This window comes from Candidatus Symbiopectobacterium endolongispinus (assembly GCF_018777385.1).
Taxonomy (GTDB): domain Bacteria; phylum Pseudomonadota; class Gammaproteobacteria; order Enterobacterales; family Enterobacteriaceae; genus Symbiopectobacterium; species Symbiopectobacterium endolongispinus.
The window spans coordinates 451943-469820 of sequence record NZ_JAFJYB010000001.1; the positions used below are offsets into that span (position 1 = coordinate 451943).

Sequence of the window (17878 nt, forward strand, 5' to 3'; positions counted from 1 at the left end):
AAGGAAAGCGTTTAGCCTATCAGAGATTCCCGCCTACGCGGGAATGCAAGTGCCATCACCTGCTATCATCCGTCATCGGCAAGCTGTCAAAGGCGCGCAGTGCCTTCTTACCGTAGGGATCGCCGATCAAACGTTTTGATTCTCGAAACGCAGGGCTGACCAGGCTTTTTTCCGGTTCCTGAAGATCGTAGCTGAGTCCTGCCAACGTTGACCAGGTATGCAGCAGATGCGCATTGCTGTATTTCCGGTTTACGTAAGGGGCATAGTCGATCGGGTGATCTTTCTGCCACTGTGGCGAATTCCAGAGAATGAATGGCACCGTGTACATGGTACGCGTCGGCGCAGATTCATCGCGTCCGAGCACGTTGTGCTGCGGCGTCTCGTAAACATCTTCACCGTGATCCGAGAAGTAGAGCAGGAAACCATTCGGCTGCGTTTTTTCAAAGGTGCGGATCAGCGTTTAGACCACATAATCGTTGTACAGCTCAGCATTGTCGTAATCATTGTAGACTTCAACATCGCTGTCACTCACGCCGTCAGGAATGCCTTCTCGCCCGACAAATTTCGTTGTCTCTTCCGGATAACGAAATTTGTATTTCATGTGAGTACCTAACAGGTGCACCACAATGAACTTCTTCTCAGCGGGATCGGCCAATACCTTTTCAAACGGCGCGAACACCACGTCATCATACTGACGCGCGCTTTGAGTGCGCTGATTGTTCATATAGAACTGTTCGTCTGTCTGCTGAGAGAACACTGTCAGCAACGTATTTCGTTTGGTCATGGTCTGCTGATTGGTGATCCAGAACGTTTTGTATCCGGCCTGTTTCATCATGTTCATCAGCGATGGTTTGGTCAGATAGAGATCCGGATGCAACTCATCGGCAAACGTCAGCGCCTGCTGCAAGATTTCAATGGTGTACGGACGTGAGGTCACGACATCGTTGAACACCACCAGATTGGTATCGCTTTTACGCAACGCGTCTAGCCGTGGCGTGGTCTCACGACCATAGCCATATAGGCTCATGCGGCTACTGGTGGTTGACTCACCGATCACCAGCACCAGCGTGCGCGGCGTATTACCATTCGCGTCTTTCAGGTTTGCCAGCGGGGGCAACGCCGCCTTCTGTTTGAGCATTTCTGTCATGCTTGCCAACTGCTGGCGGTACTCAACATAACCTGCAATATACTGCACGGTGCGGTAGTGGACATACGGCTCGCCAGATAACCGCTGGCCTCTTCCAGTGTCTCACCCTCGTTATGCATTTTTTTATAAAGGGGAACACCAAACAGCACTACGGCAATTAAGGTGCATACCGTCACTTTATATTTAAACGGCAGGTAAACTGGTCGCACTTTACGCCACAGAAACCCAACTATCACCGTATAAAAAATTAATATAGCCAAAACTTTCAGACTGAAATATTGACTTACATATTCACCAGCTTCTTTGCTATTAGACTCGAACATCACAAACATAACGCTTCGTGAAAACTCTTGTTTATATATCGAGTAATAACCCAGGGCGATCAAAGAGGTAGCCCATAACAGGATACCCAGCACGCTGCTAATGATTTTGGTTCTGGCAGGGAAAACAAAAACAGTGATCAGCCATAGCAAGCTGTAAAGTAACGAATCGCGTAATCCCGTGGTACTGCTATGACCGGTGAGAACAATGACAAGCTGGAGTGCACAGGAGAAAAACCAAAAATAGAGCAAAAGCCATCCGAGCGAACGCCAACTAAAGCGTTCCTTAACAAAGAGTTCAGACATATTTAATTCAACACAACGTTGTTATTTTTTATGCAGCGCCAAATAGCACTACTTTAATGAGGTCTATTTTTTTAGTACCTCTCTTCCGGCACCGCAATAACCACGCTGAAGAGTTGGACTATCCCTTTAAAACCTTAAAACAAAATTAAGTTCAGCCGGTGAGTCAAAAAAATACAATGGTAAAAGTTATGTAAAGGACTATTTTATTCTTAGAAGCGAAGTGTTGAACTTCGCCTCAAAGATAAGCCAATACACCGATTACCTAATGTGATTTTTATTGACCAATATCAGCAGGACGGCGGCGCGGAGCGCGTTGACCATCACTGTTGAAATTACGGTCACGACGTTCACCCTGACCTTCACGACGAGCATCACCCTACCCACCGAATGAACGACGGCCACCGTCACGACGATCGCCAGCGCCAGAACGCGGTGCGCCACGGCTGTCACTACACTCACGGCGTTCGAACGGCTGTGCATCACCGATCAGTTGCATGTTCATCGGCTTGTTCAAGATGCGCGTGCGGGTAAAATGCGTCAGCAGATCGCCCGGCATTCCCTTCGGCAATTCGATGGTAGAATGCGATGCGAACAGCTTGATGTTGCCGATGTAACGACTGCTGATATCCCCTTCGTTGGCAATGGCACCAACGATGTGGCGAACTTCAACACCATCATCATGGCCTACTTCGATGCGATACAGTTGCATCTCACCCACATCACGACGCTGCGGACGATCGCCGCGGTCATTACGATTATAACGATCGCGGAATTCGCGGCGCGGACGACGCTCAATCACCGGTTCTGGCGGCAGGATCAGCGGACGCTCACCTTGCGCCATTTTCAACAATGCAGCCGCCAGCGTTTCAATATCCAGCTCTTCAGCCGGTTGCAGCTTAGCCAGCAACGCACGGTACATATCCAGATCGCTGCTTTCCAGTTGTGACTGCACTTTAGCGGCAAACTTCGCCAGACGTCGTTCGCCTAACAGTTCAACGTTCGGCAAATAGACTTCAGGGATCGTCAGCTTCATGGTACGTTCAACGTTGCGCAGCAGGCGACGTTCACGGTTTTCCACGAACAGTAATGCACGACCTGCACGACCGGCGCGGCCAGTACGGCCAATACGGTGCACGTAGGATTCGGCATCCATCGGAATATCGTAGTTCACCACCAGACTGATACGTTCCACATCCAGACCGCGTGCCGCAACGTCGGTGGCGATCAGAATATCCAGACGACCATCTTTCAAGCGCTCCAGCGTCTGCTCACGCAGAGCCTGATTCATGTCACCGTTCAGCGCCGCGCTGTTGTACCCGCTACGCTCCAGGGCTTCAGCTACTTCCAGCGTAGCGTTCTTGGTACGCACGAAAATAATAGCGGCGTCAAAGTCTTCCGCTTCCAGGAAACGCACCAGCGCTTCGTTCTTACGCATACCGTGCACAGTCCAGTAGCTCTGGCTGATATCCGGGCGCGTCGTCACGCTTGATTGAATGCGCACTTCCTGCGGATCTTTCATAAAGCGGCGCGTAATACGGCGAATCGCTTTCGGCATGGTTGCCGAGAACAGTGCCGTTTGGTGCTGAGCCGGGATCTGGGCCATGATGCTTTCGACATCGTCAATGAAGCCCATACGCAACATTTCGTCAGCTTCATCCAGTACCAGACCGCTCAGGTTGGAGAGATCCAGCGTACCGCGTTTCAGGTGATCCAGCAGACGTCCCGGCGTACCGACCACAATTTGCGCACCCTGGCGCAGCGCACGCAATTGAACATCGTAGCGCTGGCCGCCGTAGAGCGCTACCACACTCACACCGTGCATGTGTTTAGAGAAATCATTACAAGCTTCAGCCACCTGCACCGCCAACTCACGGGTCGGTGCCAGCACCAGCATTTGCGGCGCTTTCAGTTCAGGCTTGATATTATGCAGCAGCGGTAATGAAAACGCTGCTGTCTTGCCGCTACCGGTCTGGGCCATACCCAGCACGTCGCGGCCATTAAGCAAATGAGGAATACATTCTGCCTGGATGGGAGAGGGTTTCTCATACCCCAGATCCGACAGTGCATTCAAAATAGGAGCGGACAGCCCCAGGTCAGCAAAAGAGGTTTCAAACTCTGCCATGTGAACGTGCCTCATAGTGAAATGGCGGCCAGTTTACACGTAACTTGTCGAGAAAATACTCAGTCATTTTCATTGAAAAGTGTGAACCGGCTCAAATTAGATTAAAAAACGAACAAGAAAGCCCTCGCCCGTTAAGGCGATGGAAACGATGGTTCCCGCCTGATTACGTTCGTCAGCTATTGCTGGTCCATCCTGATTAGGTCGTCTTGCTCTTGGCCTAACAATGCCAATTCCAACAATGCATAGCGGTGCTCAACAAAGTTATGTACGTTGTTGGCAACCGTCAGCTTGAACAGCGCCATGGCGTTGTTCTTGTCCCCCAGACTTAGGTAGTGCTTACCTAAATAGAAGTCAGTTTCACTGAGATGCTCAGCGAGCGAAGTGTTATCCGTTGCTTCTGCCTTCAGGCGCTCCATCAGCACAGCTTCACTGATGTTTCCCAGGTAGAATTCGACAATATTCCATCCCCAAGGACCTCTTTCTGCACTGTCATAACGCTTCTTCAGCGCGGCTTTGGCAGCATTGGGATCTATCTCCCGTTCAGCCAAATACAGCCATAATGTACGGAAAGGATCGTTCGGATCGTCTCTATAAAACGCCAGCAGATCATCCTGCGCTAACAGGTAACGACCGCCATAATACAAGGCGATGCCACGGTTCAAACGCGCATAATTGTAAGTTGGATCAAGCTCTAGTACAGAATCAAACGCTCCATAGGCAGCATCAAAATTGCCTGCCTGCGTTAAATAAATGCCTAGATAGTTAAACACTTCCGGCATATCCGGACGGATTGATAGCGCCTGTGAAAAATCATTACGCGCTAACGCTCTCAGTCCGAGACTATCATACAGCACTCCGCGCTCATATAATAGCTGTGCGCGTTCGTCATCGGTTAACGCCCGACTGGCAAGAATTTGTTCCATGCGCGCCAAAATGACTTCCTGCTGTAAAGCAGGCTGCACTGGAATTGCCAATACCGCGTTTTTACGCCAATCCGTGTTGCTGCATCCTGCCAGCATAAGTGCTGTCGCAACATAACACCAGCGTAAGAAAGGCTTCATTTCCCACTCCCGAAGACAAACATTGGATGAACATCCTGTCCCCGCACGCTCAATGTAAGGCTATCTGTGCCTCACAAAATGCCCAACTCCCCGCTCAGGCGGGGAGTTGCAAAACAACAGCAAAACGGCTGTTATTCTTCCTCAGAAGGCGCTGTAGCAGCATCCTGAGACTGAGCAGTTGCTTCCTTGACACTCAAACGTACACGGCCCTGACGGTCAACTTCCAGTACTTTAACCGGAACTTCCTGACCCATTTGCAGGTAGTCAGTGACTTTCTCAACACGCTTGTCAGCGATTTGAGAGATGTGTACCAGACCTTCTTTGCCGCCGCCAATAGCAACGAACGCGCCGAAATCAACGATGCGCGTTACCTTACCTTGGTAGACACGACCTACTTCGATTTCTGCGGTAATCTCTTCGATACGACGCATGGCATGACGCGCTTTCTCGCCGTCGGTTGCGGTAATTTTCACCGTACCGTCATCTTCGATCTCAATGGTGGTGCCCGTCTCTTCAGTCAACGCACGGATCACCGAACCACCTTTACCGATCACGTCCTTGATCTTGTCGACGTTGATCTTGATGGCGTGGATACGCGGTGCAAACTGAGAAATATCGCCACGCGGCGCGCCGATGGCCTGTTCCATCACGCCCAGAATGTGCAGACGCGCACCTTTGGCCTGATTCAGTGCAACCTGCATGATTTCGCGGGTAATACCTTCAATTTTGATATCCATTTGCAGTGCAGTAACGCCTTCGCGGCTACCGGCCACTTTGAAGTCCATATCGCCCAAATGATCTTCGTCACCCAGGATATCGGACAGCACTACAAAGTTATTGCCTTCTTTCACCAGACCCATCGCGACACCCGCAACGGCGGCTTTGATCGGCACGCCTGCATCCATCAGAGCCAGAGAAGCACCACAGACGGAAGCCATGGAAGAAGAACCGTTGGATTCTGTGATTTCAGAAACCACACGCACCGTGTACGGGAACTGAGCGGCAGTAGGCATCACAGCCAGCACACCACGTTTCGCCAGACGACCGTGACCAATTTCACGACGCTTCGGCGAGCCAACCATACCGGTTTCACCCACAGAGTACGGAGGGAAGTTGTAGTGCAGCAGGAAGCGATCGGTGGTTTCACCGGTCAATCCATCAATGTTCTGTGCATCACGCTCAGTACCCAGCGTTGCCGTTACCAGCGCCTGAGTTTCACCGCGGGTGAACAGCACAGAACCGTGGGTTCTCGGCAGCACGCCAGTACGCACATCCAGCGCACGGACCATGTCTTTTTCGCGGCCATCGATACGCGGTTCGCCACGCAGTACGCGGCTGCGCACTACATTTTTCTCGATGCTGCCCAGGATGTCCTGAATTTCATTGGCGTCCAGAGAATCATCAGCAGCCAGCAATTCAGCGCTAACCTCAGATTTGATAACGTCGATCTGCGCGTAACGATCTTGCTTCTCGGTGATACGATACGCATCGCCCAGACGCGTCTCAGACAGCGCCTTCACGCGATCCAGCAGCGCAACGTTAACGGCAGGTGCCTGCCAATCCCAACGCGGTTTACCGGCTTCTTTCACCAGTTCATTGATGTTGTCGATAACCACCTGTTGCTGCTCATGACCAAACACCACGGCACCCAACATTTGATCTTCACTCAGCAGATCCGCTTCGGATTCCACCATCAGAACCGCACCCTGCGTACCGGCAACAACCAGATCCAGACGGCTCTGTTTCAGTTCGTCAATGGTCGGGTTCAGCACAAACTGGTCATTGATGTAACCAACACGGGCAGCACCAATCGGTCCATTAAAAGGCAGACCAGACAGGCTCAGCGCCGCAGACGCACCAATAATTGCTACGATATCTGGGTTGATCTGCGGATTTACAGAAACCACCGTTGCGATAACCTGCACTTCATTGACAAAGCCATCAGCGAACAGCGGACGTATTGGGCGGTCGATCAGACGAGAAATCAGGGTTTCGCCTTCGCTCGGACGGCCTTCACGACGGAAGAACCCACCAGGGAAGCGACCAGCAGCATAGGTACGCTCTTGATAGTTAACGGTCAGCGGGAAAAAGTCCTGACCTGGTTTGGCATTTTTCGCCCCGACAACGGTCACGAAAACTGCGGTGTCATCCATGCTGACCATAACGGCAGCAGTGGCCTGACGTGCCATCATGCCCGTTTCGAGCGTAACGGTATTCTGACCGTATTGAAACTTACGTACGATAGGATTTAGCAAAATAATATCCTTTACTCAGGGTTTATCATTCTCGGGTTTACCAGATGCCAGCCGATGTCGTTGTGTTCGGCACAGCGTCTCCCCGTTGATTACAAACCATCTCACTACATCCCCGCGACTAATGACAACCTTCACGTCAGGCTGGAACCAGTCCAGAAAGAAACATAAAGTTTCTCATTAGCCGCGCGAACCTCTGTAGCGAACGGCGACGACAAAGTAGGTAATACATTACTCTGTTTTGCAAGCACTTCCTAGAAGAAAGTGGCCCTATGAGGCCCCTTTCCACTGAAACTCGCCAGATTAGCGACGCAGACCCAGACGCTCGATCAGGGTAGCATAACGCGCTAAATCTTTACGCTTCAGGTAGTCCAGCAGCTTACGGCGCTGAGAAACCATACGCAGCAGACCACGACGGCTGTGGTGATCCTTTTTGTGCTCGGAAAAGTGGCCTTGCAGATGGTTAATCTGCGCGGTCAACAGAGCAACCTGCACTTCGGTAGAACCACTGTCGTTAGTGCCACGACCGAATTCTGCGACGATTTTTGCTTTAGCTTCAACGCTTAGAGACATTGCAATACTCCAAAACAGTATAGATAAAAAAAACAGGTTCCGATCTCTAATTCAGCGACCTATGTAACCTATTAAAAATAGGCCGCACCATTTTACTCTCAGCCATGGCCGATCGCAAGGCAGACACGGTAAGCCTTATTCCGAGAATTCGACCACCAGACGCTTGGGTGCCACGCGTCCAGCATCATCGATAATCCCCATACCAATGAACGCATGGGCATCACCTTCGGTGATGCGCACCATCCCTTCAGCGGGGGCGTTAGCCGCCGCAACAGTCTGCCCGAGTTTAAGATAACCCGCCACAACTGGCGGCAGATTCACCTCAGGATAATTGCTGACCGGGCTGTCCATCGGCATCAGCAGCGGATCCAGCACCGCTTCAAGGGATTGCTCTTCCGCTTGCGCTTGCGCCAACAGGGCTTGCAGTTGATCCAATGTGACCATGCGCTCTGCCGGATAAGTGGCAACCTGCACGCGACGCAGATAAGTCACATGGGCACCACAGCCGAGCATTTCACCGAGATCGTCAATGATGGTACGAATGTAGGTGCCTTTGGAACAGTGAATTTCCAGCTCCAGATCATCCACATCGTGACGAATAAACAGCAGTTCATACACGGTAATATCGCGCGCTTCACGCGGGACAGTGATCCCCTGACGCGCATACTCATACAGCGGGCGACCCTGATGCTTCAACGCGGAATACATCGATGGCACCTGCTGCGTGGTGCCACGAAAACGTTCCAGTGCCTCTGCCAACGCCTGCGCGGTAAACGTCACCGCGCGCGTTTCCACCACATTGCCATCGGCATCAGAGGTGTCGGTACGCTGCCCCAAACGGGCAATCACCCGGTAACGCTTATCCGAATCCAGCAAATACTGAGAGAACTTGGTGGCTTCTCCCAGGCAGATCGGCAGCATCCCGGTAGCCAGCGGATCCAGCGCACCGGTGTGTCCGGCACGGTTGGCATTAAAAATGCGTTTTACCTTTTGCAGCACATCATTGGATGACGCGCCTTGCGGTTTATCCAGCAATAATACGCCGTGGATATCACGGCCGCGACGACGAGGACGACTCATCAATCCTCCCGATCGTCGTCACCGTTGGCAGAACGCTTCTCGGCATCATTGCGCAAGACGTTGGTCACCAGGTTGGACATCCGCATCCCTTCCACCAACGAGTTGTCGTAGGCGAAAGTCAGTTCCGGCACCACGCGCAAACGCATTGCCTTACCGAGCAGTACACGAATAAAACCGGAGGCATCCTGCAATGCCTTGATGCCTGCTTTTACTTGCTCGGGTTTGTTATCGTTCAGAAACGTCACAAATACCTTGGCATACGCCAAATCGCGTGACAGAGCGACACCAGAAACTGTCGCCATGCCAATGCGCGGATCCTTCACTTCACTCTGAAGAATAATGGCGATTTCTTTCTGCATCTCTTGCGACACGCGCTGAGTGCGACTGAATTCTCTAGCCATAATCGAGTCCTCAAGGAAAAATCAGGGGGCACTAGGCCCCCTATAAGTCAATACGACGTGCAAACGTTGCGCGTCTCGTCCTACCCTGACAGGTTAGGCGATAGTACGTTTAATCTCGATAACTTCGAACACTTCGATGTTATCGCCAACACGCACGTCGTTGTAGTTCTTAACGCCGATACCACATTCCATACCGTTACGCACTTCGTTAACGTCATCTTTGAAGCGGCGCAGAGATTCCAGCTCACCTTCATAGATAACCACGTTGTCACGCAGCACACGAATCGGGTTGTGACGTTTCACGATACCTTCCGTCACCATACAGCCAGCGATTGCGCCAAACTTCGGTGATTTGAACACATCGCGAACTTCGGCCAGACCGATGATCTCTTGCTTGTATTCCGGTGCCAGCATACCGCTCATCGCCTGCTTCACTTCGTCGATCAGATCATAGATGACGGAGTAGTAACGCAGATCCAGACTTTCCGCTTCGACAATGCGACGAGCAGAAGCATCGGCACGAACGTTGAAGCCCAGAATGATAGCGTTGGATGCCGCAGCCAGCGTCGCGTCGGTTTCGGTGATCCCACCAACCCCGGAGCCCACAATATTCACTTTTACTTCGTCGGTGGAGAGTTTCTGCAACGAATCGGCAATCGCTTCCACGGAGCCCTGAACGTCGGCTTTCATCACGATGTTCAGTTCGGACACTTCGCCTTCGGTCATGTTGGCGAACATGTTTTCCAGCTTGGATTTTTGCTGACGCGCCAGTTTCACTTCGCGGAACTTACCTTGACGATAGAGTGCCACTTCACGGGCTTTCTTCTCGTCACGCACCACGGTGGCTTCATCACCCGCAGCCGGAACACCGGACATGCCTAGGATTTCTACCGGAATGGACGGACCCGCTTCGGTAATTTCACGACCCAGCTCATCACGCATGGCGCGCACGCGGCCATACTCAAAACCGCACAGCACGATATCGCCCTTGTTAAGCGTACCTTCGCGTACCAGTACCGTTGTTACCGGGCCACGGCCTTTGTCCAGGAAGGATTCAATGACCACGCCGCTTGCCATACCTTTACGGATAGCCGTCAGTTCCAGCACTTCTGCTTGCAGCAAAATCGCGTTAAGCAGATCATCAATGCCCGTACCGGCTTTGGCTGACACAGGAACAAACTGGCAATCGCCACCCCACTCTTCAGGGATGATGCCGTATTGCGTCAGTTCATTTTTGACGCGATCCGGATCGGCTTCTGGCTTGTCAATCTTGTTGACCGCAACCACCACTGGCACCTTGGCCGCTTTGGCGTGTTGAACGGCTTCGATGGTCTGCGGCATCACACCGTCATCGGCTGCAACCACCAACACCACGATATCCGTTGCCTGCGCACCACGTGCACGCATCGCGGTAAACGCGGCGTGGCCCGGAGTATCCAGGAAGGTGATCATGCCATTTTCAGTTTCAACGTGGTAGGCACCGATGTGCTGGGTGATCCCGCCCGCTTCGCCCGCCGCCACTTTGGTGGAGCGGATGTAGTCCAGCAGAGAGGTTTTACCGTGGTCAACGTGACCCATGATGGTCACGACCGGTGCGCGCGCTTCCGCAGCGACACCCGTATCACGGTCGCTCATTACCGCTTCTTCCAGATCATTTTCGCGACGCAGGATGACCTTGTGGCCCATCTCTTCTGCCACTAATTGTGCCGTTTCCTGATCGATAACCTGGTTGATGGTTGCCATGGCACCCAGCTTCATCATCGCCTTGATGGCCTGAGAACCTTTCACCGCCATCTTGTTCGCCAACTCAGCAACGGTAATGGTCTCGCCGATCATGACGTCACGGTTAACCGCTTGAACCGGCTTGTTAAAGCCCTGCTGCAACGAGCTAGGTTTACGTTTACCTTTGCCACTGCGAGTTGCGGCACGCTCTTCTTCATGGTCAGCCTTGCTTTCAGACAGGCGGTTGCCTTTCTTCTGCTTGGTGACTTTGGCGCTGCGGGTGCGGCCACGAGGATTACTCTCGACTTCGCGATCGTTTTCATCTTCTGCAACGCGGGCATGGTGGGAAGTGGTTACGTGATAGTCAGTGCTATCCTCTTCTTCACTGCTCGGCGTCTCGCTAGCCCATTTAGCGGCATTCTCTTCCGCCATGCGGCGTGCTTCTTCAGCAACGCGGCGGGCATCTTCCTCAACCTTCAGGCGGGCAGTTTCTTCAGTTTTTCGCTTCAGCTCAGCAGCCTCTGCCTCACGGCGGGCCTTCTCTGTCGCCGGAACAGATTTCGTCATACTGGTATTTTGATGATTGCTCAATTTGTCTTTTTCCGCTGCGTCACGCTTGGCTTTTTCAGCGGCCTCTCGCTTGGCTTGCTCTTCAGCTTCACGTTGAGCCAGTTCTTCCGCTTCCTGCCGTGCACGCTCTTCTTCTTCAGCCTGCTGACTGTTCAGCGGATCGCGCTGAACATACGTGCGTTTTTTGCGAACTTCAATCTGCACTGATTTACTTTTTCCGCCAGTGCTCGGAATATTCAAGGTGCTACGCGTTTTACGTTGCAGAGTCAACTTACCGGCCGCAGAACCGCGTTCGCGGTTCAAATGCGCCAGCAGCGTCTCTTTTTCCTGCTGGGACACGTTATCCGATGCAGACTTGGTAATTCCCGCATCAGCAAATTGCTGTATCAGGCGGTCTACCGGAGTCTGAATCTCTACGGCCAGCGATTGTATGGTTACTTCTGTCATGCTGTTCCTTTCCTGCTACAGTGTCGTTATTCGTTTTCGTCGCCGAACCAGCAGATATTACGGGCGGCCATGATCAACTCACCGGCCTTCTCATCGTTCAGCCCTTCAATATCCGTCAGGTCGTCAACGCCCTGCTCAGCAAGATCTTCCAGCGTACATACTCCACGCGCGGCGAGAGTGAACGCCAACTCGCGCGGTAAACCCGGTAAACTGAGCAAATCCTCAGCCGGTTGGCCACTGCCACGGCTCTCTTCCTGCGCCAACGCCAATGTGGTCAATGCCGCTTTGGCACGCTCACGCAGTGCTTCGATGGTTTCCTCATCCAGACCATCGATCTCCTGGAGTTCCTTGATAGGCACATAGGCCAGTTCTTCAAGTGAGGAGAAACCTTCTTCAACCAGCACGGTGGCAAACTCTTCGTCGATATCCAAGTGCTTGGTAAAGACGTCAATTGCCGCGTGTGCTTCCGCCTGATGCTTGGCTTGCAGGTCTTCCACGGCCATCACGTTCAGTTCCCAGCGGTCATCTGAACGATGCTGTTTCAGCAGTTGGGAAGCCAGACGCACGTTCTGCCCGTTGCGGCCAATCGCCTGTGCCAGGTTGCTGGACTCTACGGCGATATCCATGGTGCAGGTATCTTCGTCAACCACGATAGAAACGACGTCTGCCGGTGCCATGGCGTTGATGACGAACTGTGCCGGATGATCGTCCCACAGAATGATATCAATGCGTTCGCCGCCCAGTTCGCTGGATACGGCCTGTACACGCGCACCGCGCATGCCAACGCACGCCCCCACCGGGTCTATACGCTTGTCGTTGGTTTTCACTGCGATTTTAGCGCGAGAACCCGGATCGCGAGCAGCCGCTTTGATCTCGATAACTTCTTCGCCAATTTCCGGCACTTCGATGCGGAACAGTTCCACCAGCATTTCAGGGCGTGAACGGCTGACAAACAGCTGTGCGCCACGCGCTTCCGGTCTTACTGAGTACAGCACGCCGCGAATGCGGTCGCCCGGACGGAAATTTTCACGCGGCAGCATATCTTCACGGCCAATCACCGCTTCTGCGTTGTTGCCCAGATCCAACGAAATGTTGTCGCGGTTCACTTTTTTGACCACGCCAGTGACAATATCGCCTTCCTGCTCACGGAACTGATCGACCACCATGGCACGTTCAGCTTCACGTACTTTCTGTACGATAACCTGTTTGGCCGTTTGTGTGGTGATACGATCAAACGTGACCGATTCGATCTGGTCTTCAATGTAACCGCCGAGTTCAATGCTCGGATCTTCAAATTGGGCCGCAACCAACGTGATTTCACGCGTTGGTTGCGTCACTTCGTTAACAGCAACCCAACGGCGAAACGTATCGAAATCGCCGGTTTTGCGATCGATGCAAACTCGAACATCAATTTCCTGTTCGTATTTTTTCTTTGTCGCTGTCGCTAGCGCAGTTTCCAGTGCTTCAAAAATTTTTTCGCGCGGAACGGCTTTTTCGTTGGAAACTGCTTCAACAACAGCCAGAATCTCTTTGTTCATCCTAGTTGCCTCATCCAAACTTTAAAAGTGGGGTACCAGGTTCGCCTTCTGGATGTTGCTCAGTGCGAACACTTCATCTTTGCCTTCCACTGTTACGGTAATCATCTCACCTTCAACGGATTTGATAATTCCCGCCCATTTACGACAGTTTTGTACCGCCATGCGCAGCACCAGGGTCACTTCTTCGCCGAGGAAACGCACGTAATGTTCTGCGATGAATAAAGGACGATCCAGGCCAGGTGATGACACTTCCAGGTTATAGGCAACCGTAATGGGATCTTCGACATCCAGCACCGCACTCACCTGGTGGCTGACATCAGCACAATCATCAACTGTGATGCCGTCTTCACTATCAATATAGATACGCAGCGTCGATTGGCGGCCACGGACAAACTCAACGCCCACCAATTCGTAGCCTAATGCTTCAACGGGTGCCGAGATCATCGCTGTCAATTTCTGTTCTAATGTGGACAAGCCCACCCCAAGACATAAAAAAAGGGCTAAAAGCCCAGTCATGTTGTTGCCAAATAAAAAAACCCCGAAATATCGGGGCTTTATGCAACTGGACCCTATATACCTCAACAGGCTGCGGCATTACTTCTCGCAAGGATTTTTTCAAAAAACCGCTGTGGGTGTCATAACCGCCACTCACAATTCATTTGAAAAAAAACTTAAGCGAAAGAAGTGATTTGGTTGCGGGAGCCGGATTTGAACCGACGACCTTCGGGTTATGAGCCCGACGAGCTACCAGGCTGCTCCACCCCGCGTCCGAAAACGTGGCAAATAGTACGCCGCCAACCGTGAAAAAGCAAGCTATCAATCAGAGATGATGCGAGGACAAGATCTGAAATCTTTCTCTATTTTATTGAAAAGAAAAGACAGTTGTCAACCCTTGAAAAACAGCCCGCCGCGCGCCCATAAAAAACAGAGAAAAACGGCTCATTCAGCCGCGAAAACGCTGAAAAAAACAGCATTAAAGTCGTATGCCTTTTTTTAAGAAACCAAATTGGCAAAAAACGCTCCATATCGTAGTGCCGCGCGCCATTTAACACAACAAATAGCACACCGAATCAGCATTTAATCCTTACACATCGATCGCTTGCTCATTTTACAACCCAATGACTACAAATGTAAATTTACCGTAAAATTAGAGTGTAATAATAAGGAAACGAAATTTACAACTATCACCATTTTTAGAAATGATGCTAATGACATCACCTTTTTTAGTAACGTCTTGTTATGCGCAGCACAGCAAAATTAACACCAGGTTCAACAAACGTATCATCGCACTCTTGGTAAGCACCGCTATCACCGCCCCCACACTGGGCGGAGAGTTGCCTGGCGGTGCCACGGTCGCAACGGGTAACGTGTCGATTGGCGGAAACGGCAATGCGATAACGGTAACTCAGCAATCCAATACGGCCATTGTTAACTGGAACAGTTTTTCTGTCGGTCAAGGCCAATCCGTTAATTTTATCCAACCGAGCAGTTCCTCTGCGATCCTCAATCGGGTAACTGGCTCCACTCGCTCTTCGATCGCCGGAGCAGTCACCGGGAACGGACAGGTTTATCTGATTAACCCGAACGGTATTGCGATTACCTCCTCCGGTTCAGTCAAAGTGGGCGGCGGGTTTGTCGCCTCAACGCTGGACATCAAAGATGAGGATTTCCTTAAAAGGAAACCTCAGTTTACCGGGAACGGAAACGCGGCAGAGGTGAGTAATGCCGGGGTCATCAGCGTAGGACGCGGCGGATATGCGGCCTTGATGGGGGGAAGCGTAAAAAATGACGGGCTTATCAATGTACCCGTAGGCAAAGTGGGTTTGGGTGCTGCCGAGAAAGCGACGCTCGATCCCTCTGGTGATGGTTTCCTCCAGGTTGCCGTACCGAGCACTTCCGGTGTGAAAGAGGCATTAATTCAGAATAACGGGACGGTATCGGCTAACGGAGGAACCGTCATCATGACGGCTGCCACCGCGCGTAATGCAGTACGCAACGCCATCAATCTCTCGGGCGTGGTCGAAGCCAACAGCGTGGGCGGCCAAAACGGAGCGATCACCATTGGCGGCGGCGAGGGTGGCAACGTTACCTTATCAGGCACCGTGACCGCCACTGCGGCGCAGGGGAACGGAGGTAAAGTCAATGTTACCGGCGATTCGATTGTGCTGGCGGGTGCTAAGGTGGATGTCTCCGGTAAAACTGGCGGAGGCACAGTCAATATTGGTGGTGAACGTCAAGGTAAAGGCAGCACACAACGCGCCACGACCACCACACTTGATGCCACCACGGTGGTGAAAGCGGATGCAACCACCGATGGCAACGGCGGTAATGTAGTCGTGTGGTCAGATAAGCATACCCACTTTGCGGGCAACATTAGCGCGCGGCGCTGGTGCTGGCAGCGGTGGCGAAGCCGAAGTCTCAGGCAAAGCGACACTGGCTTACACGGGCAAAACGATCTGTCGGCAGACAGCGGTAAATACGGTAACCTGCTGCTCGATCCGCACAATGTGATTATCTCCTCGGCCGCCGATACAGGATCGGGGTTCAGCGCCGGCGCCGATGATAGCGTGATTAATACCAGCACCCTGCAATGGGCGCTTGCATTGGCAAATGTCACCGTTTCAACCGGCTCAAGCGGTACACAAAGCGGTGATATTACCGTCGCCAACAACATTGGCTGGTCCGCCAATACCCTGTTAACGCTGGAGGCTGCTGGCAACATTGTCCTTAATGGCAATATCTCTGCCACCGGCACCAACGCGGGTCTGGCACTTAATTATGGCAATGGAAAAGACTATACGTTGCTATCGGGAAAATCCATCACCCTGTCTGGCGCTAATTCCTCACTCTCTATAGGTGGTGAGAATTACACATTGATACACTCGATGGCGCAGTTGGATACCATCGACACCACCGGATTATCGGGTCGTTATGCGCTGGCGCAGAATGTGAATGCCAACGGCACCACTTACAGCAATGCGCTGGTCGGAACATCACAAGGTGCGGCGTTTAGCGGTATCTTCACCGGCCTTGGCAACACTATCTCGAATTTGAACATCAACAGTGCAAACACCTATGTGGAGCTGTTTGGCTACAACACCTGGACGATCGCCTATGCATCAGTAGACGGCAGTCTGACTCGCACCTCCACTGCAACCACTTACATGGGTGGGCTGGTTGGGCAAAATAATAAAGATATTCTGCAAAGCTATGCCGATGGCACCATCAATCTCTCAGGAACAGCCGGCAATGGCTCACAGAATGTCGGGGGGCTGGTCGGAAACAACGCGTTCGGGGCGAAAGTTAACCAGAGCTACTCTGCTGGCAATATAACTGCATCGGGCATGGGGGGCGCAGCATCTTTTATCGGTGGGGTGGCAGGCTATAACGCAAATGGTACTGTCACCAATAGTTATGCCGCCGCTGTATTTAACTACTCGACGCCGCCCTCCTTCTATGGCGGTGTGATCGGATATAATGGCTTCGGCACGCTGCAAAATCTCTATTGGAATACCCAGACGTCCTCCTCGGCAGGGGTAGGATCCGGCAGCAGCAACAGCACTGTTGTTGGGCTCACAACCGCTCAAATGAAAAACGCAGCGAACTACAGAGGTTTGGACAGTAGCATCTGGGCACCCGCTAGCGGCTCTGCGTCCCCCGCACTGTTTGGTGTCTCAGGCGTCGTTGGCGTTGCACAAAATGCCGTCTACGGTGCAACACCGACGACTACCTACTATGGCGTCGGTTTTTGGAACACCATCAGTGGTACTCTCAACAATGGTTTACAGCGCACTGATAATGTGGGGAGCTACACGTTAAGCGCTAATGGACTGAGTGCCACGAACGCCGCTGGACGGGCGATAAGTATCACCAGTCTGGGTGCAAAAGTGACACCAGCCACGCTGGATATTACCATGAAGGATACCAGCAAGGTTTACGGCAGCAACTTCCCTTGGTTGGACTACACCACTTCCGGATTAGTTAATGAGGATCGTGTCAGCAGCTTTGCTATCAACAGTGATGGACTCTCCCAGAGCGCAAACGTAGGCAGTTATAGCCTTACCGCAAGTAACGCAAGCGGTACCGGGCTGGAAAACTACACCATTCGTTATAATAGCGGTACCTTGACCGTGACACTCGCAGCGCTCACCATCAGTGCCAATAACGCCAGCAAGATCTACGGCAACACGGCAAGTCTGGGTTATTCCACAGCCTGTCTGGTGAACGGCGATACGGTTAACGGGCTGACACTGACCAGCGCCGGTAACGCGGCCAGCTCGCACTTGAGCTTGTCGTCCCCTTTGGCACCGACGGTTTCTGGCTAAATCTTGAAGGGGTT

At 52.2% G+C, this 17878-nt stretch carries 9 protein-coding genes, 1 tRNA gene and 2 pseudogenes; 1 reads left to right on the plus strand and 11 read right to left on the minus strand.

Features of this window, described 5'->3' with window-relative positions; genetic code table 11:
- Positions 1-55 precede the first annotated feature (55 nt).
- The 11 genes and pseudogenes from cptA to JZM30_RS02330 form a co-directional block, all read right to left on the minus strand.
- Positions 56-1773 (minus strand): annotated as a pseudogene (cptA, locus tag JZM30_RS02280) (phosphoethanolamine transferase CptA).
- A 274-nt stretch (positions 1774-2047) separates the two neighbouring features.
- Positions 2048-3895: pseudogene (locus JZM30_RS02285) on the minus strand (DEAD/DEAH family ATP-dependent RNA helicase).
- A 176-nt stretch (positions 3896-4071) separates the two neighbouring features.
- A complete protein-coding gene (nlpI, locus tag JZM30_RS02290; protein WP_252317426.1) occupies positions 4072-4956 on the minus strand; it encodes a lipoprotein NlpI in 885 nt (294 codons plus the stop codon).
- 131 nt (positions 4957-5087) lie between these two features.
- Positions 5088-7211, minus strand: a complete 2124-nt coding sequence (pnp, locus tag JZM30_RS02295; protein WP_252317427.1) for a polyribonucleotide nucleotidyltransferase — start codon at positions 7209-7211, stop codon at positions 5088-5090.
- Positions 7212-7511: 300 nt separating this feature from the next.
- Positions 7512-7781 carry a 30S ribosomal protein S15 gene (gene rpsO / locus JZM30_RS02300; protein WP_252317428.1) on the minus strand — a complete coding sequence of 90 codons (270 nt, stop codon included), beginning with the start codon at positions 7779-7781 and terminating at the stop codon, positions 7512-7514.
- Between the two features lie 135 nt (positions 7782-7916).
- Positions 7917-8861 (minus strand): tRNA pseudouridine(55) synthase TruB, encoded by a 945-nt coding sequence (truB, locus tag JZM30_RS02305; protein ID WP_252317429.1) that lies wholly within the window; start codon positions 8859-8861, stop codon positions 7917-7919.
- On the minus strand, positions 8861-9262 hold the full coding sequence (gene rbfA, locus JZM30_RS02310; RefSeq protein WP_252317430.1) for a 30S ribosome-binding factor RbfA: 402 nt from the start codon (positions 9260-9262) through the stop codon (positions 8861-8863). Before rbfA ends, truB begins: the two co-directional genes overlap by 1 nt.
- A gap of 93 nt (positions 9263-9355) precedes the next feature.
- Positions 9356-12001 carry a translation initiation factor IF-2 gene (gene infB, locus JZM30_RS02315; RefSeq protein ID WP_252317431.1) on the minus strand — a complete coding sequence of 882 codons (2646 nt, stop codon included), beginning with the start codon at positions 11999-12001 and terminating at the stop codon, positions 9356-9358.
- A 26-nt stretch (positions 12002-12027) separates the two neighbouring features.
- Positions 12028-13539, minus strand: a complete 1512-nt coding sequence (gene nusA / locus JZM30_RS02320) for a transcription termination factor NusA (protein WP_252317432.1) — start codon at positions 13537-13539, stop codon at positions 12028-12030.
- Positions 13540-13560: 21 nt separating this feature from the next.
- Positions 13561-14013: a ribosome maturation factor RimP gene (gene rimP / locus JZM30_RS02325; protein ID WP_252317433.1), complete on the minus strand. Its 453-nt coding sequence runs from the start codon at positions 14011-14013 to the stop codon at positions 13561-13563.
- Positions 14014-14229: 216 nt separating this feature from the next.
- Positions 14230-14306, minus strand: a tRNA-Met gene (locus JZM30_RS02330).
- A 525-nt stretch (positions 14307-14831) separates the two neighbouring features.
- Here JZM30_RS02330 and JZM30_RS02335 point away from each other — a divergent pair.
- Positions 14832-17864 carry a two-partner secretion domain-containing protein gene (locus JZM30_RS02335; protein ID WP_252317434.1) on the plus strand — a complete coding sequence of 1011 codons (3033 nt, stop codon included), beginning with the start codon at positions 14832-14834 and terminating at the stop codon, positions 17862-17864.
- The last annotated feature ends 14 nt before the right edge of the window (positions 17865-17878 follow it).